The 18450-nt window shown below is 40.6% G+C and carries 14 protein-coding genes; 10 read left to right on the top strand and 4 right to left on the bottom strand.

Features of this window, described 5'->3' with window-relative positions:
• Window positions 1-11: 11 nt before the first annotated feature.
• Complete coding sequence (locus ACVWYN_RS03320; RefSeq protein WP_457287400.1) at window positions 12-2237, bottom strand: FG-GAP-like repeat-containing protein; 2226 nt, start codon at window positions 2235-2237, stop codon at window positions 12-14.
• Window positions 2238-2602: 365 nt separating this feature from the next.
• Between ACVWYN_RS03320 and purD the strand changes: the two genes are divergently transcribed.
• Window positions 2603-3874 (top strand): phosphoribosylamine--glycine ligase, encoded by a 1272-nt coding sequence (purD, locus tag ACVWYN_RS03325; RefSeq protein ID WP_457287401.1) that lies wholly within the window; start codon window positions 2603-2605, stop codon window positions 3872-3874.
• A 37-nt stretch (window positions 3875-3911) separates the two neighbouring features.
• Window positions 3912-4697 (top strand): NIPSNAP family protein, encoded by a 786-nt coding sequence (locus ACVWYN_RS03330; RefSeq protein WP_457287402.1) that lies wholly within the window; start codon window positions 3912-3914, stop codon window positions 4695-4697.
• Here ACVWYN_RS03330 and ACVWYN_RS03335 read toward each other — a convergent pair.
• Complete coding sequence (locus ACVWYN_RS03335; protein ID WP_457287403.1) at window positions 4694-5749, bottom strand: carboxypeptidase-like regulatory domain-containing protein; 1056 nt, start codon at window positions 5747-5749, stop codon at window positions 4694-4696. The genes ACVWYN_RS03330 and ACVWYN_RS03335 overlap by 4 nt on opposite strands.
• Before the next feature lie 256 nt (window positions 5750-6005).
• On the opposite strand from ACVWYN_RS03335, the gene ACVWYN_RS03340 reads away from it, so the two are divergent.
• The 8 genes from ACVWYN_RS03340 (at window position 6006) to ACVWYN_RS03375 (ending at window position 16101) form a co-directional block, all read left to right on the top strand.
• Window positions 6006-6308, top strand: a complete 303-nt coding sequence (locus ACVWYN_RS03340) for a hypothetical protein (RefSeq protein ID WP_457287404.1) — start codon at window positions 6006-6008, stop codon at window positions 6306-6308.
• A 159-nt stretch (window positions 6309-6467) separates the two neighbouring features.
• Window positions 6468-9782 carry a preprotein translocase subunit SecA gene (gene secA / locus ACVWYN_RS03345; RefSeq protein ID WP_457287405.1) on the top strand — a complete coding sequence of 1105 codons (3315 nt, stop codon included), beginning with the start codon at window positions 6468-6470 and terminating at the stop codon, window positions 9780-9782.
• Between the two features lie 13 nt (window positions 9783-9795).
• Window positions 9796-10248 carry an SPOR domain-containing protein gene (locus ACVWYN_RS03350; protein ID WP_457287406.1) on the top strand — a complete coding sequence of 151 codons (453 nt, stop codon included), beginning with the start codon at window positions 9796-9798 and terminating at the stop codon, window positions 10246-10248.
• The gene (locus ACVWYN_RS03355) at window positions 10241-11428 is read left to right on the top strand and encodes a M20 metallopeptidase family protein (RefSeq protein WP_457287407.1); all 1188 of its coding nucleotides are present in this window, start codon (window positions 10241-10243) and stop codon (window positions 11426-11428) included. Before ACVWYN_RS03350 ends, ACVWYN_RS03355 begins: the two co-directional genes overlap by 8 nt.
• Window positions 11429-11433: 5 nt before the next feature.
• Complete coding sequence (locus ACVWYN_RS03360) at window positions 11434-12384, top strand: hypothetical protein (RefSeq protein ID WP_457287408.1); 951 nt, start codon at window positions 11434-11436, stop codon at window positions 12382-12384.
• Between the two features lie 311 nt (window positions 12385-12695).
• Window positions 12696-14660, top strand: coding sequence for a DNA primase (gene dnaG, locus ACVWYN_RS03365; protein ID WP_457287409.1), 1965 nt, complete (start codon window positions 12696-12698; stop codon window positions 14658-14660).
• On the top strand, window positions 14661-15023 hold the full coding sequence (locus ACVWYN_RS03370) for a YraN family protein (RefSeq protein WP_457287410.1): 363 nt from the start codon (window positions 14661-14663) through the stop codon (window positions 15021-15023).
• Window positions 15004-16101 carry a glutaminyl-peptide cyclotransferase gene (locus ACVWYN_RS03375; RefSeq protein WP_457287411.1) on the top strand — a complete coding sequence of 366 codons (1098 nt, stop codon included), beginning with the start codon at window positions 15004-15006 and terminating at the stop codon, window positions 16099-16101. The genes ACVWYN_RS03370 and ACVWYN_RS03375 overlap by 20 nt, the downstream gene beginning before the upstream one ends.
• Before the next feature lie 22 nt (window positions 16102-16123).
• On the opposite strand, the gene ACVWYN_RS03380 is transcribed toward ACVWYN_RS03375, so the two are convergent.
• Together ACVWYN_RS03380 and pgi are read right to left on the bottom strand one after the other, a co-directional pair.
• Window positions 16124-16660 (bottom strand): DUF4251 domain-containing protein, encoded by a 537-nt coding sequence (locus tag ACVWYN_RS03380; protein ID WP_457287412.1) that lies wholly within the window; start codon window positions 16658-16660, stop codon window positions 16124-16126.
• 110 nt (window positions 16661-16770) lie between these two features.
• A complete protein-coding gene (gene pgi, locus ACVWYN_RS03385) occupies window positions 16771-18417 on the bottom strand; it encodes a glucose-6-phosphate isomerase (RefSeq protein WP_457287413.1) in 1647 nt (548 codons plus the stop codon).
• Between the last annotated feature and the right edge of the window lie 33 nt (window positions 18418-18450).

Consider the following 18450-nt stretch of genomic DNA (forward strand, 5'->3'; position numbering starts at 1 on the left):
ATGGAGGGTTTTTACATTACCATATGGTGATGTTCTTCAGGCCCCAGCTTTTTAAAATTAAGAATCTTGAGGTTTACTTTCTTTATTTCATTGCTGCCTTCTGTAATTTTTATAAACTGGTTGGGTTTGATGTTCTTGAATTTTTGAACCTTACTGCTTCCCTGCCATTTAATCTCTAACTCAGCAATTTCAGTAGCAGATCCGATCCCTATTTCCCTTCTAAAGGGGGCAGAGCCGAAACTACCACCAGAGTTAACGTCTTTATAGATAAACCGCATCTTGCCATTTTCCAATACAGACAGTTTTAACCTGCTGCCAATAGCGGCTTTATTTGCTTCAACACCAGTTAAATCAATATTAATCCAGTTGTTCTTATTTTGGCCGGGATTCATATAAAGGGCACTTGGAAATGCATCCCCCTGGTATGCCCCGCCTAAATCGATATAAATATCCTGATCACCATCATTATCAAGATCGGCAAAAGCCACACCATGTCCTTTTTGTAGACTTCCAACACGAGCAGATCTGGTGACTTCGTTAAAACCTTTGCCGCTGTCATTTCTAAACATCCTATTGGGGATAAGTGAATCAAAATTGGGATTCCCCGTGCCGAAAAACATATCTAGATAACCATCATTGTCGATATCTCCAAAACTCGCACCCATTGCATAAACAGATTTGTATAGGCCGGCTTCTTGCGTTATATTTTTAAAAGTACCATCACCATTATTGTGATATAGTACAGGCTGACCTTTAAATTCGGAATTTATACCCAATGCTTCTTGACCTGCAATGCCAGACAGTGTGTTGTTAAAAGAATAATCGCAGGCAATGATGTCCTCCCATCCGTCATTGTCGTAATCAAAAAACCACGTAGCAAAACTGCTGTTCTTGTCGGCAGACAGGCCGGCTTTTGCGGTAACATTTTCAAATTGAGGTATTTTACCTTTTATGCCCTTGTTTTTTAAAAGGATACGTTCTCCCATTGCACTAATAAATAGGTCTTGCCAGCCGTCGTTGTTATAGTCCCCAGAAGTTACCCCTTTAACAAAATACTTCAGGTCTAATTTAGTTTGAGCGGCTACGTTGGTAAAAGTGCCATCCTGATTGTTGATAAAGAATTCACAAGGGTGTTGCAATTGCGGATCATTGGGAAAACTTTCATTGCCGATAAAGAGGTCAACCCAGCCATCATTATTGAAATCATTCCATGTAGCTGTTTGGGTAGGATGCGCAGAAAGTAGTCCGGCCTGGATGGTTACTTCAGTAAAAGTTCCATCACCATTATTTTTCATTAAAGAATTGTGTACGGCGCCAAAAACCCCTTTCCATCCCCCCCGCAATAAAAGGATGTCTTTAAAGCCATCGTTATTATAGTCAGCTTGGTTCATGTTCAAACTTCCCGTCTGGGTACTGAGGCCAGATTTTTCCGACTGGTCTATAAAACTGCCATCTCCATTGTTGTGAAAATAGTGTACAGCATCCTCTGTTCCCCATGCAGAAGTAACGATATCGAGGTAGCCATCGTTGTCAAAATCTTCAGTAATCACACCACCACCACGATTGCTTACATTCAATTTTAACCCTGCTGCAACATCTTCAAAAGGTAATACTTTATCGGTTTCAGGATAAGGATTTTTTAGTAAATATTGCTTAGGTACTCCATCCGGATATTTATTTAAAGTCATGTAAGCAATATTCATCAACCAGAGGGATTCCGCATCCTTTGGGTTTCTTTTAAGGATATCTTCATAGAGCTCAATTGCTTTGGTTGAACCGTATGGATCGCGGTGCAAACCCCCACCCTGGATGGGATAGATACAAGATTCTGTATTGTGATTAGCCAGACAGTTGTTTACTTCGCCCATTCTTAGATAGGCAAAGGCAAGTTCCCGCTGCAGTTTGCTAAGGTCAAAATAACTGCCCTTAACCGTAGAATCGTTATGCACCAGGCTAAATAATTCCACTGCCTTGTTGATGTCACCCTTTTCCATAAAAACCTTAGCACGTGAATAGTTAATCCGCAAGGCATCATAAGGATTCGCAGTTTTTAAGGATGAATCTAAAGAAGCCATTTGGGCAGAGGCATCAAATATATTGTCTGAACTATGGCTATGAGCATTCTCTAAAGCGACAATTTCTTTCATTTGAGTAGCTGCAATTTCATCGGCTGATGGACCACAGGAACTTAGCGCCATACAAATGATAGCTAAATTGAGATATTTGTTAATTGACATTTAACAGGGGGTTTAAAATACTAAGGTATGATTATTGGTCATCAACAGGAGTAAAAAATCTGTTAACAAATAGTAAGCATCTCTTTTCAAAATGACTTATGAGAATCTAGTTAGGAATAAGTCATTGACGTATTTTGTTTTCAGTATCAGTTTATACTTTAATTATTCGTGTTTAACTTGTACTAAACCCGTTTTTAAACGGGTGTGTAACGAGTACAAAACGGGTTTACAACGGGTATAGAACTTGTAATAAATTAATCAGAGCCAATTCAGATTACATTCAAAACCTACCGTTTTCTATTGTTGATAAAATCGTTTTTATATGGAGTGTTTACTTCATCACAATTTTATTTAAGTTTGTTGTTATGAATATCTTAATTTTAGGTTCAGGTGGAAGAGAAAGTGCATTCGCCTGGAAGGTTAGTCAGTCAGCCCTATGTGGTCAGCTTTTTATTGCCCCCGGGAACGGTGGTACTGGGGCTTTCGGTAAGAATGTTAACATAGATCCTAATAATTTTGAAGCAGTAAAAGCACTGGTTCTGAAAGAGAAAATAGAACTGGTTGTTGTAGGCCCAGAAGAACCATTGGTTAACGGCATTCATGATTTCTTTTTGGAAGATGAAGCTTTGGCAAACATTCCGGTAATTGGCCCCAAAAAGGAGGGTGCCATTTTAGAGGGTAGTAAAGATTTTTCAAAGCAATTCATGGCGCGCCATGGCATCCCTACTCCAGGATCTCAGTCGTTCAATAACGAAACTTTACAACAAGGTTTGGCCTACCTGGATCAACATAGTTTGCCCATTGTACTAAAAGCAGATGGCCTTGCTGCGGGTAAAGGCGTTTTAATTTGTCAGACTGTTGAAGAAGCAAAAGAAGAGCTTCAGCTCATGCTTGGTGGTAAGTTTGGAACTGCAGGATCTTTAGTCGTAATTGAGGAGTTCCTAAACGGAATTGAACTTTCTGTATTTGTGCTGACCGATGGAGACAACTACGTCGTACTACCAGAAGCAAAGGATTATAAGAAGATAGGTGTTGCAGATTCAGGCCTAAATACTGGTGGTATGGGATCGGTTTCTCCGGTTCCTTTTGCAGATGCGGAGTTTCTAAAAAAGGTAGAGGAACGCATTATTTTGCCTACCATCAATGGATTAAAAAAAGACAATATTGATTATACGGGTTTCATCTTTTTCGGACTTTTTAAGGTTGGCGATGATCCTTTAATTATAGAGTACAATTGCCGGATGGGCGATCCGGAGACGGAAAGTGTCATCCCAAGGATTGAAAACGATTTGGTAGAATTGTTCATCGCGGTAGCAGAAAAAAAGTTGAAAGATCAACAGCTAAGGATTAGTGCGAAGAACGCAGCCACTGTTATGATTGTTGCAGGTGGGTATCCTGGTGATTATGAAAAAGGAAAGTATATTACAGGCATTGATAACATTAGGAATTCTACCGCTTTTCATGCAGGTACTGTGTTGGAAGGCGGTGTGATAAAAACAAATGGCGGTAGGGTAATTGCGATTACCAGCTTGCAGGATACGCAGTTTGAAGCCTTGCAAAGTGCCACCGCTGATGCAGCGAGAATTTATTTTGACGGGAAATATTTTAGAGAAGACATCGGGTTTGACCTGGTTTAATTAGTAATATATTAACATATCGTATAAAATTGTGATCATGAAGTTGAGATTTAGTTTATTGTTAACGGTACTGATGCTTTCCGCTTCGGGCCTATTTGCTGCGGCAAAGGATTTATATCAGATCAAGATCTATCATTTAAAAAATGCAGATCAGGAGCAAATGGTAGAAAGCTATTTAGAGAAGGCTTATTTGCCGGCGCTACACAGAGCAGGAATTATGAAAGCCGGTGTATTCAAGAACATTAAGGCGGCTACTTTTGATGAGACAAAAGACGAGCGACTGATCTATGTATGGTTGCCTTTTAAATCTGCAGATGCCTTGCTTAAATTAAATGATAAGCTGGAAAAGGATAAGTTGTATCAGCAAAGTGGAGCAGACTATATCAATGCTGCTTATAACAAAGCACCATACGAAAGAATTGAAACCATTTTAATCAGTGCCTTTGAGAAAAGTCCGGTCTTTAACGTATCTGCGGTAAGCACACCAAAGGCTGAGCGGGTATACGAACTACGCAGTTATGAAGGACCTACAGAGAAGCTTTTTAAAAGTAAAGTGAAAATGTTTAATACGGGTGATGAGATCGGTTTGTTTAAAAGACTGAGCTTTAATGCTGTGTTTTATGGAGAAGTAGTGGCAGGATCGCGCATGCCTAATTTGATGTATTTAACTACATTCGATAACATGGCATCAAGAGAGAAGCATTGGAGTGCTTTTTTTGGCGACAGTCAGTGGAAAACATTATCTGCTGTTGAAGAGTATAAAAATACCGTATCTAAAAGCACAATTCTCTTTTTATACCCTACAGATTACTCTGATATTTAGTTAGCCACATACTCGTATGGCAGTTGATCTCCAAGGCGTTTTGTACCCCAAAAGCCTTGGATCAGTACGCTTTTATAGGCGGCATAACTGCCTCGCTTGTCGATATCCGCATCAAGCAGTAAAATAGATCCTGTTGGTGCCACATCCACAATGATTTGGGTTTTGCCGGATGGCTTATCGTCTGCCAGCGCTTTCTTCTTGTCATAAAGCATATAAAGACGCTTTTTATAGTTGAACTTTAAAAAGTTGCTGTCAGTCCTGGTGATCAGTTGCTCGGTAAAAACAGGACTGGGTGCAATAACAAGGGGTATCAATAAGTTGTGGATTAAATACGTTAAAAAACCTTCCTCCCTTGTCGTATTGGTATGCAGCGCCCTTAAGTAATGCATTAAGGAGCCCTGGTAAGCTTTTTTTCTGTTGGCATCCCACAACTGTTTTTCTGCAGCTGTACCCTGCATATCTTCAAAAATGCATTCCCCGTCGTAAAAAGTAGCATCTGCCATGCTGTTGTATTGAAAAGTACTGAGCAGGTATTTGATGTGGTATCCAAGATTGGGGTTTTCGATAATCAGAAAATCCTGCGTGTATGCTTTTAAAAGCTTTTTGTCGGTGCTAAATTCCAGCTTTTCGGGGTTTAAGATTTTACAGGCTTTGGCATTTTCAGATTCTCCAAGGAAATACTTAGTAAAGGTTTTGATGAAGTTTTTGCGCTGACTATCATTCCCAATAATGACCACATCTAAATCAACTGCCTTTTCCAGCAGTACGGTATCTAATACGGCAGATTTATCGCGGATAACGATGTTGTGTTTTATGGACGCATAGCCGATAGAATTGATCACCACCTGGTAGCTACCAGGATTTAAATTCCCGATTATGAAAGCTCCTTTCTCATTGGTGGCGGTGCTTTTTTGGGAACTTGCAATAAATACCGTTGCGCTGGAAAGCGGCTGACCTTTGGTATTCTTTAGCGTTCCGCTTATGGTAAAGGTTTGTTGGGCGTTTGCTGCAATAGAAAACAGCAGCATTAGAGATAGCGATAATAGTTTCATTCGGTTATTTTGAGGGATTATTAAAGTTGTTAGTTATATTTATTAAGGTAGTAAGTCGAATTTATTAAGGTGGTAAGTTATATTCAGTAACGTGTTAAATTTAATATAACAGTGCGATAAACTTGCTTTTGCAACCCTATAAATATAGTAAAAAATGACAGATCAGGACTGGAATAGCCTATTAAAAAGCAAGCAGCAATCATTTATAAGTCCAGATTTCTATTTCTAAAAGATAAGAAGTAGCTTTGCCGCTTAAATGAGACACATAGTAACCTTATCTCTTGTATTTTTTAGTCTTACACAATTGGCCAAAGCTGAGCGTGTGGAGGGGCTAAGGATATTAACGAGACAGTATTGTGATAAGCACCAGAGCAATCCGGCGGCGGCTTCTGTAAGTCAGACCCAGCCCGATGATCCGCGCTATCCTTTCTTTATGTCTTATAGCGACTTAACCGTTATTGGGGTTGCAGCAAAGTTGCATCCGCTTACCTATTATGTAAATAACCAGATCATCCAGGATCTGACCGTTAAGGATACGCCTAAAAATAACAGCCCTTAAGTAGATAAGGGAGATTGCTTCGGCGCTTCGCTCCTCGCAATGACAAACTATAAGGACATACTTGCGACTGACATTCTGGCTTTTTAGCCTCTATGGCCTAGTTGTTGTTGTCACCAATTTGATATTCACTATTCAACACATAAACACAAAATATAGAAGATGTTAGGATTTTTAACCAAGGTTTTTGGAAGCAAATCAGAAAGAGATATTAAGGTTATTCAACCTATTGTAAACAAGATAAATGAAGAATATGCAAAGCTATCTGCGTTAAGCAATGATGAACTGCGTAATAAAACTACCCACTTTAAGGAAGTTATCGCTACTGCCTTAGCTGAAATTGATGGCCGTATTAATGCCTTAAAAGCAGAAGGCGAAAGTCAGGAGCTTTCCTTAGCAGAAAAAACTTCCATTTACGACCAGATTGACGCGTTGATTAAAGACCGCGATAAGGAATTGGAAGTGGTATTGCTAGACGTGCTGCCACAGGCATTTGCGGTAGTTAAAGAAACCTCCAGACGTTTTACTGAGAATGAATTTTTAGAAGTAACAGCCAACCAGTTCGACAGGGATTATGCTGCGCGCAAAAGCAATGTAACCATTAAGGGAGATAAAGCGTTATGGGCAAACAAATGGGATGCGGCCGGTACTGAGGTATTGTGGAATATGGTGCATTACGATGTACAGTTAATAGGTGGTATTGTATTGCACAACGGTAAGATAGCGGAGATGGCTACTGGTGAGGGAAAAACACTGGTAAGTACATTGCCTGCTTATTTGAATGCTTTAGCCGGACAAGGTGTTCACATTGTAACGGTGAATGATTATTTAGCGCGACGTGACTCTGAGTGGAATGGACCTTTGTTTGAGTTCCATGGTTTAAAGGTGGATTGTATCGACAGGCATGAGCCAAATTCTCAGGAGAGAAGGGACGCCTACCTGGCAGATATTACTTATGGTACCAATAACGAGTTTGGTTTTGATTACCTGCGAGATAACATGTCTCAAACTCCAGATCAGCTGGTACAGCGCAAGCTGCATTTCGCGATGGTGGATGAGGTCGATTCCGTATTGATTGATGATGCCCGTACCCCTTTGATTATATCAGGTCCTGTGCCTTTTGGAGATCAGCATGAGTTTTATGAGCTTAAACCTCGTATAGAGCGTTTGGTTTCCGCGCAGCGTGAATATATTACCAAAGCTTTAAATGAAGCTAAAAAACTAATAAATGATGGTAAATCCGGTACAGAAGAAGGCGAAGGTGGTTTAGCCCTGCTTCGTGCACACCGTGGTTTACCTAAAAATAAGGCATTGATTAAGTTTTTAAGTGAAGGCGGCAACAAGCAGACTTTACTTAAAACTGAGAACCATTACATGGGAGATCAGTCTAAAAATATGCCTAAGGTAGATGCGGAATTGTTCTTCTATATTGATGAGAAAAACAACCAGGTAGAGCTTACAGAGAAGGGTATTGAGCTGATCACTAAATCTGGTGAGGATGCGCATTTCTTTGTATTGCCTGATGTGGGTACTGCAATTGCTGATATCGAAAAATCTGACATGAGCAATGAAGATAAAATTGCGCAGAAAGATTCGTTGATGCGTGATTACTCTATCAAAGCAGAAAGAATTCACTCTGTAAATCAATTGCTAAAGGCTTATACTTTGTTTGAAATTGATGTGGAATACATCATTGATGAAGGCAAGATTAAGATTGTTGATGAGCAGACTGGCCGTATCATGGACGGTCGCCGTTATTCTGACGGTTTGCACCAGGCTATTGAGGCTAAAGAGAATGTAAAGGTAGAGGATGCCTCACAGACTTATGCGACAGTAACCTTGCAGAACTTTTTTAGAATGTACCACAAGTTATGTGGTATGACAGGTACTGCAACAACAGAAGCAGGTGAGTTCTGGTCTATCTATAAACTGGATGTGGTAGAGATACCTACCAACAGGGTGATATCAAGAACTGATCATCAGGATTACGTGTACAGAACTGTACGTGAAAAATACAATGCAGTAGCAGAAGAGATTGTGAAGTTAACGGAAGCAGGCAGACCAGTTTTGGTGGGTACTACCTCTGTGGAGATCTCTGAATTGTTAAGTCGCATGCTTAAATTAAGGGGCATTAAGCACAATGTGCTGAACGCAAAGATGCACCAGAGTGAGGCAGATATTGTAGCAGAAGCCGGACAACCCGGTCAGGTTACTATAGCCACCAACATGGCTGGTCGTGGTACGGATATTAAGTTAGGCCCAGGCGTTAAAGAAGCAGGTGGTTTAGCCATTGTAGGTACAGAGCGCCATGAATCCCGTCGTGTAGACAGGCAGTTGCGCGGTCGTGCCGGTAGACAGGGTGATCCTGGATCTTCACAATTCTTTGTATCACTGGAAGATAACCTGATGCGTTTATTTGGGTCTGAAAGGATCTCTAACGTGATGGTAAGAATGGGAATAGAAGAAGGAGAGGTGATCCAACATTCTATGATTACCAAATCAATTGAGCGTGCACAGAAGAAAGTAGAAGAGAACAACTTTGGTGTTCGTAAGCGATTATTGGAATATGATGATGTGATGAACTCACAACGTTCAGTAATTTATTCCAAACGTAAAAATGCATTGTTTGGTGAGCGTTTAGACGTTGACATGAGTAACATGGTATTTGACGTTTCAGAAGATATCGTAACAGAATACAAAGAGGCAGGTAATTTTGAAGGCTTTAAGTTAGAGGTGATCAAGAACTTCTCTGCAGATACCACAATAGACGCAGCTGAATTTGGTTCAAGGAATATCCATACGCTAACTGATAAATTGTTTGACGAGATGACTGCCTTCTACAGCAGGAAATCAGAAGCGATAATTAGTCAGGCGATGCCGGTATTGATCCAGGTATATGATGAGCGTGGCGAAAATGTAGAGCAAATATTGGTTCCGTTTACAGATGGTATCAGAAACGTTCAGGTTCCGGTAGGCTTGAAAAAGGCGATTGACAATAAGGGTAGGGAAATTACTAAATCATTTGAAAAGACGATTGTACTTGCGCTGATTGATGAGACCTGGAAAGAGCATTTACGGGAGATGGATGAGTTGAAGCAATCTGTACAAAATGCAGTTTACGAGCAGAAGGACCCATTGGTTATTTATAAAATGGAAGCATTTAACCTGTTTAAAAACATGCTGAATGCGGTAAATAAAGAGGTGGTTAGTTTCTTATATAAGGGCGGGATTCCGGTACATACCGATCCTGATGATGTAAGAGAAGCACAGGCACCAAGACCAGCTTCCAATAGAATAAAGACTTCAAAACCTGAGTTTGGAAATGTTGGTGGACTTGCCGGAATGCCAGAGATGGAAGATACCCGTGAAAATGTGCCTCAGCAGCCGATTCGTAAAGAAGTGACTACCGGCAGAAACGAGCCATGTCCTTGCGGAAGCGGAAAGAAGTTTAAGAACTGCCATGGCGCAGGTGTATAATTAAAAATTATTGATGAGAATAGTAATCGTTGCTATATGTTGTTTTTTTTCTGTTGGTGTGTTTGCGCAAACCAGGGGTATTGTTACCATAGAGAAAGATCCGCTAATAGACAGTTTGATTGCTAAACGAATTTTACTAAGTACTACCCATGCTACCGTTCCTGTGCCAACCACAGGAACGGTAAAACAGGGGCCTCTTGTATCTCAAATGGGATATCGGGTACAGGTGTTTTATGGATCGGACAGGCGTGAGGTATTTGCTGAGCAGTCCAGATTTGGCGGATTATACCCCGAATTAAACACCTATATTACCTATAAGCAGCCTAATTACTATTTAAGAGTAGGAGATTTTAGAACAAGGCTGGAAGCTCAGCGTTTAATGAGCGAGCTGAAGGGTACCTTTCCTACACTATTTATATTCAGGGAAAAAATTAATGCACCAAGTTTAGAGTACAGCAATGATTAATAAGGATCAAATACAATTACACGCTGCTGAAATATTTGAGCAGGTTGTGGGTTATCGCCAGCACATTCATGCCAATCCGGAATTGTCTTTCAAAGAATTTGAAACCTCTTCATTTATTAAAAGTAAGCTCACCGAATGGGGTATCCCTTTTTCGGCGATGGCCAATACAGGCATAGTGGGTTTGATAACAGGTGCGCTCCCATCAGATCAGGTAGTTGCGCTAAGAGCAGATATGGATGCCTTGCCTATTCTTGAGGCGAATGATAAGCCATACGCTTCTAAAAACCCCGGTGTAATGCATGCCTGCGGACACGATGTACATAGCTCCTCCCTTTTAGGAACGGCATTTATATTGAACAGTTTAAAGGAAGAATTTGGAGGAACAGTTAAGCTGATCTTTCAACCTGCAGAAGAAGTATTGCCCGGTGGAGCAAGTATCATGATTAAGGAAGGGGTATTAGAAAACCCTAAGCCGCAGGCTATTATTGGTCAGCATGTAATGCCCTTAATAGAAAGCGGTAAAGTAGGTTTCCGTTCAGGCATTTACATGGCCTCTACAGATGAGTTATATGTAACCGTACATGGTAAGGGCGGGCATGGTGCACAGCCACATCAAAACATAGATCCTGTTCTTATCGCTTCGCATATTATTATAGCCTTACAACAGATAGTGAGTCGCAATGCTGATCCAAGACTACCTTCGGTATTGTCGTTCGGCAAAGTGCAGGCAAATGGCGCCACCAATATTATTCCTAACGAAGTAAAGCTGGAAGGAACATTTAGAACGCTGAACGAGGATTGGAGAAAAGAAGCAAAGCGCCTGATGAAGAAAATGGCAGAAGGCATTGCGGAAAGCATGGGTGGAAGTTGCGAATTCAGGATTGTGGATGGCTATCCGTTTCTAGTTAACGAGCCTAAGCTGACTGCCAGTTCACGTGCTTGTGCAGCCGAATATTTGGGTAAGGACAACGTGATAGATATGGACATCTGGATGGCTGCAGAAGATTTTGCATATTACTCTCAAGTTACTGATGCCTGCTTTTACAGGCTGGGTACCGGCAATACAGCAAAAGATACCGCATATTCTGTACACACGCCAAGATTTGATATTGACGAGGATGCTTTAAAAATATCTACCGGATTGATGGCCTATATTGCATTAAAGCAGTTGGGTAACTAATTAAGATGAAAAAAGTTTTATTGTTGTTGCTGGTTTGTGGAATGGGAATTACTGTTTACGGACAGGCAATAGATCGCTTTAACCCCGATACCATCAAGACCATACAACTGGATACTTCAGTAAGGATCTCTGCACAGCGGTTCGGAATTGAGACTTTTATCAACGCCATTATTACCGATGAAACCTTTTATCAGGCTTTCAGGAACATGAAGAAATATACCTTCACGGCGGAGAACAGGATTTACACATACGATAAGAACAACAAGGTAGAAGGGAAGATATACAGAAAGATCAGGCATAACAATGATGGTCCGTATAAAATGGAATATCTGGCTAAAGAGGAATCTGGCAAGCTATATAAGAAGAACGGCAAGTTCCAGTTGTACACTGTTGAGATGTTTGATTTCATTTTTATGAACCCTCAGAGCTCTGATTTGGTTGAAGACGGACCAATGATAACCGATGCTAAAGGAAAAGGAACAAACGAAGGTTACAAAGACAAACTGAAAACATTGATATTTAGTCCGGGCAGACCAATTAAAGGCCTTCCTTTTATTGGTAATAAAACCCAGATCTTTACCGCCAATATGAGGCAGTATTACGACTATTCTTATGATAGCGGTATGTACCTGGATTCTATCCCGGTTTACCGGTTTAAGGTGGCTGTAAAAAAAGACATTAGCAGCGGAACTAAAGATGGCTTGATGATTAAGACGCTAACAACTATTTTTGATAAGCGGAACTTTGCCATTCTGGGCAGGTATGTAGACATGAAATATAGTAACATCCTGTTTGATTTTGATGTGCAGATGAACATTGAGATGAGTTATTTTGATGGGGAGAAACTGCCAACAAAAATTACCTATCAGGGCAATTGGGATTACCCTTTTAAAAAGGAAGAACGGGCCAGTTTTTTAATTGTGCACAAGGACTACCACCTTGGAAAAAGAAAGTAATTTTTTAACTTCGTAGTATGTGCTTTTTGTCATTGCGAGGGTTATTTTGTCATTGCGAGGGTTATTTTGTCATTGCGAGGTACGAAGCAATCTTATCAAGCCAGGAGATTGCTTCGTGCCTCGCAATGACAAAATAACCTCGCAATGACAAACCATACTTCATAGTGACAGACTATACTTTATAATGACAGACTATACTTCGCAATGACAAACATACCTCGACGAACATGCTTGGCAATGACAAACATACATCGAAGGAAAGGCCTCTTAATGACGAGTGTAAGAAAAGATGAAAATAGCGTAGAAAACATATGATCAATCAGGATACCATAAGCAAGATCATGGACACGGCCCGTATAGAAGAGGTGGTGGGTGATTTTGTGGCTTTAAAAAAGCGTGGTACCAGTTTAATAGGCAATTGCCCTTTTCATAACGAAAAAACACCATCATTTCATGTTTCTGTAACCAAAGGTATTTACAAATGCTTTGGCTGTGGTAAGGGAGGAGATTCTGTCCATTTTATTATGGACCATGAAAAGTATTCTTACCCCGAAGCACTAAAGTTCCTTGCCAACAAATACAACATTGAGGTAGAGGAAACGGTACAGTCGCCGCAAAACATTGAACTGCAAAATGCCCGGGAAAGTCTTTATATCGTTTCAGAGTACGCTTCGGCATTCTTTGCCAATGAGCTGTGGACTGGCGATGAGGGCAGGTCCATAGGGTTAAGCTATTTCAAAGAGCGGGGGTTTCGGGAAGATATTGTTAAAAAGTTCCAGCTGGGATATTCTCCAGATGTATGGGATGCCTTGATACAGGGGGCGGTTGCAGCCGGACATAAAGAAGAATATCTGGAGAAGACCGGGTTGTCTATCCGCAATGATAAGGGTAAGCTTTACGATAGGTTTAGAGGCCGGGTAATGTTCCCGATCCACAATTTTACGGGCAGGGTAATTGGATTTGGAGGCAGAACACTTAAGACCGATAAAAATGTCCCTAAGTACGTCAACTCGCCCGAGAGTGAGATTTACCACAAGTCAAACGTGCTTTATGGGTTATACCATGCCAAAAAGGCAATACGAGAAACCGACAACTGCTACCTGGTAGAAGGTTATGCCGATGTGCTTTCTGTACACCAGGCCGGGGTAGAGAACGTAGTCGCATCTTCTGGTACCTCGCTTAGCGTTGAGCAAATCAGGATGATAGGCCGGTTTACAGAGAATGTAACCATACTCTATGATGGTGATGCTGCCGGAATTAAGGCATCGCTACGTGGACTGGATATGATACTGGAGGAAGGCTTAAATGTTAAGGTAGTTTCCTTCCCCGATGGGCACGACCCAGATTCTTACATGCACCGTGTAGGAGCAGGAGAATTTAAGAAATACATAGAGAATAGTCGCAAAGACTTTATCCTCTATAAAGCCAATATTTTACTGACAGAAGCGGGCACAGACCCGATTAAGCGGGCAGGCATCATTAGAGATATTGTAGAAAGTATTTCAAAGATTCCGGACGACATAAAAGCCTCCATATTTATAAGAGAATGCAGTGGATTGTTGCAGGTAGAAGAGCGCATTCTGTTGTCGGAACTAAATAAAATGCGTGCTGCAAGGTTTAAAAAGGCAAACAACAACAGTTCAGCACCCCAACATAACCAACAACAATTTCAAGACGGTCCGCCAGATAACCTATTTGAAAACCCCGACCCTTCTGCAGCAGCCGGAGAAACCAAACAGGAAGCAGATGATGATAGTTTGCAGGAACAGGAAATTGTGCGACTGCTATTGGCTTTTGGGCACGAGCTGGTGAACTGGGATAAGATAGACAATATGTATATCGGCTCTTTCATTATGCAAAACCTATCGGACGTAACGTTTGAGAATGCGCTGTGCAAAAATATTATTGAGACCTATCGGGATGAAATAGAGAACGGTCACCTTCCGGTAGCCAACCAGTTTATCAAAAGCAATAACCGGGAAATAGCTGATTTAGCAATAACCTTATCAACCTCTCCCTATATGCTCAGTGAGAACTGGTATAACAAACATAAGATCTATGTGAGGGATGAAACGCTGAACCTAAAAGCAACCATATTGGGGGGTATTTTTCATTTAAAGAAGAGAAAAGTAGACCGTATACTGATTAACCTCCTCCATGAAATAAAAGTAGAGATAGACCCGGTAAACCAGGAAATATTAATGCAACGTTATACCGTTATCAAAGGTGTGGAGAAAGAGATCTCTAAGTTTTTGGGCTCTGTAATATTGAAATAGATGGCAAGTCACAATGACCTTGGTAAAAGAGGCGAAGACATCGCGAAGGACTTTTTAGAGAATAAGGGCTACCATATTTTGCGTATGAACTGGAGGCATGCACGTGCAGAAATAGATTTGATTGCCATGTGCGATGGTGTGTTGGTTTTTGTGGAGGTTAAAACCCGCAGTTCTGTAGACTATGGTGAGCCGGAGGATTTTGTAGACTGGAAAAAGGAAAAACAACTGGAGTTTGCTTCCCTTGCCTTTATAGAACAACAAGAACACAATGGTGAGATCAGATTTGACGTGATTGCAATTACTTTTGAAAATAGAAATACATATAAAATTAATCATATAGAAGATGCATTTTGGCCTAGTTAATACCCGTAAATCCCCCTTTCAAACCTTTAGCGCACTAGTTGTTTTATCGGCAATACTTGCGCTTAGCGCCTGTAATAACGATACGGCCATCAATACCGTTGTTTTTAAATACCCTGAACAAGGACAGTTGTTCCCTTTGGGTGAGGCGGTAAAGGTTGTGGTAGACGTACCCAAGGACATGCAGATTACTTCAGCAACCTACCTTGTTGATGGAAAGCAGGTAGCCCAGAAGAACAATGCAGATTCCATCAGCATAAAGACCGAAGGGCTATCTGTCGGCTATAAATTGATTACGGTGATACTGGATAACGGTAGCAAAAAGGATACAGTAACGACTAATATTGTACTGAAAGCAGGAAGCAAACCTTTGTTGTACGGTTACAAAGTGCTAAACATTTTTCCACATGATACCGCTGCTTATACACAGGGCCTGGAATACCATGACGGCAGGTTTTTGGAAAGCACGGGATTGGAAGGGTTCTCTACTTTAAGATGGGTTAACCCGAAAACAGGTATCCCTATTAAAAAAGTAAGCATTGATAAAAAGTATTTTGGTGAAGGCGCAACATTGGTTGGCGACAAGATAGTGATGCTGACCTGGCAGGGTAATATTGGGTTTGTATTTGATGCGACTACCTTAGTTCAAAAAGGGAGTTTTCCATACCAAAACAGTAGAGAAGGCTGGGGGCTTTGCTTTGATGGTAAGCAGCTTATTAAATCAGATGGAACCAATAGGGTGTATTTTCTGAATAAGGATACCTATAAGGAAGAAAGCGCAATAGATGTTTATGATAATGACGGACCAGTAAATGAGATAAATGAACTGGAATATATTGATGGAAAGATTTATGCAAACATCTATACCAAAGATTACCTGGTGGTAATTGATCCAAGATCTGGCATTGTAGAGAAAAAGATAGATATGAGCGGGTTGTTAGCTAAAGGTTATAAAGTAACCGACCGAGATAAAGAAATAGATGTTTTAAATGGAATAGCCTGGGATAAAGGGGGCAAGCGCTTATTTGTTACCGGCAAGAAATGGCCTAAGCTTTTTGAAATAACGTTAGTTCCCCAATAAAAGGGAACTAACGGAAGTACTTTTATTTTGAAGCAATCTTTGCAGGATCACTGATGTAACCATTGTAAGAGATGGTTTGTCTGTTATTGCTCACCACACTTAAAGAAGCGTAACCATTTGAATTGATGTTTAAGGTCATAGACATCACATCATCCTTAGTATCTTCAGGTTTGATGGTAACTATATAATTCCCTTTTTTGTTTTTATCTGCCTTGTAGCTATATTCTTTAGTGTTGAATTTAATGCCACCTTCGTTGGCAGTTTTAGGGGCATTATAAGACCTGCCGTAATATGGCAAACTTGCATCAACACCTTCATCATTAACAGTTAGCTGATACCTGGAATCAGAAAGCTGTATCACACCACCAGCCATTGCGCCCGGCATTCTGCTCAAGATAGCACTGATGTCTGCAGAATTCATTGGTAAGGCACTAGTTGCATTAAAAATAAAGTTCTTACCCTCCACCAATTTTATGGTAGTTGCTTTGTCAGTTTGGGCAGATGCCTGGATTGCGATGAAGAGCACAGCAATCATTAAAATGTTTTTAAGCTTTTTCATGATCTTTAGTTTAATTTATGAATATATATTTGGTTTTATTTACTTGTATTAGAACAAATTAGCAGTCATAAGGTTTAAACAAATGACGCTAATTTATTCGGTAAATCCAATTATCTCCAGGCTTTGTACTGATTGATCAAACCATTAGTAGATCCATCATGTGAAGTTACCTCTTTATCGTCTTCCAATTCAGGTAAAATGCTTTTTGCCAATTGCTTACCCAACTCTACACCCCATTGATCAAAACTAAAGATATTCCATATCACTCCCTGTACAAAGATCTTGTGCTCATAAATAGCGATTAGGTTACCAAGACTGAATGGCGTCACTTTTTTAAGGATGATGGAGTTGGTAGGCCTGTTTCCTTCAAACACTTTAAATGGCGCAAGCTCTTCAATCTCTTCGGCATATTTACCGTCTTTTTTCAATTCTTCTGTAACCTGTTCCTTTGTCTTTCCATTCATTAATGCTTCAGTTTGTGCAAAAAAGTTGGATAATAAGATAGGATGATGATCTCCAATTGGATTTAAGCTCTGCGCAGGGGCAATGAAATCGCAAGGAATAAGGCGCGTACCCTGGTGGATAAGTTGATAAAATGCATGTTGACCATTTGTGCCCGGCTCTCCCCAAATAATTGGGCCTGTTTCATAAGTCACCTCATGACCATTTCTGTCTACATGCTTGCCATTGCTCTCCATATCACCTTGCTGGAAATACGCGGCAAAGCGATGCATATATTGATCGTAAGGAAGGATAGCCTGGGTTTCCGCATCAAAGAAATTGATGTACCAAACACCAATCAACCCAAGAATTACCGGTATGTTGATCTCAAACTCTGCCGTTTCAAAATGCTGATCGGCTGCATGCGCACCGGCAAGTAATTGTTTAAAATTATCGAAGCCAACACTTAGGGAGATAGATAAACCAATGGCGCTCCATAGTGAATAGCGACCGCCTACCCAATCCCAAAACTCAAACATGTTCTCGGTATCAATACCAAAAGTGGCAACATCTTTAGCATTGGTAGACAGCGCAGCAAAATGTTTTGCAATATCATCTTCCTTTGCACCTTTCTCCAAGAACCAACTGCGTGCAGTATGGGCATTGGTCATTGTTTCCTGAGTAGTAAATGTTTTAGATGCTACAAGGAATAGTGTAGTTTCCGGATCAACTTTTTTAAGCGTCTCTGCGATATGTGTACCATCAATATTGGAAACGAAGTGCATGTTCAGGTGGTTCTTGTACGCCTTTAATGCTTCAGTTACCATTACAGGGCCAAGATCAGAACCGCCAATCCCAATGTTCACTACATCAGTAATTGCTTTTCCAGTGTAACCTTTCCATTTACCAGAGATGATTTCATTGCTAAATTTCTCCATCTTATCCAGCACGGCATGTACATCTTTAACCACGTTCTTGCCGTCTACCAGGATCTCGCCATTGGCAGGCTCGCGCAAAGCGATGTGTAATACTTGTCGCCCTTCAGTTTGGTTAATTTTTTCTCCAGAGAACATGGCCTTAATTGCCTCATCAAGTTTACACTCTCTGGCCAGCTGAATGAGTAAAGCAATGGTGGTATCATCTACCCTGTTTTTAGAATAATCTACCAGAATATCTTCAAATATTAGAGAGAATTTCTCAAACCGGGCACTGTCTTCCGTAAACAATTGCTTCAGGTTTTTTTCATTGATGCTGATGAAATGGTCAGCAAGATATTTGTAGGCTTCTGTCTCTGTAAAATTTACTGTAGGGAACATATCTTATCGTGTTTTTTGTAAATGTAGCAGTTT

The sequence above is a fragment of the Pedobacter sp. UYP24 genome (assembly GCF_054057295.1).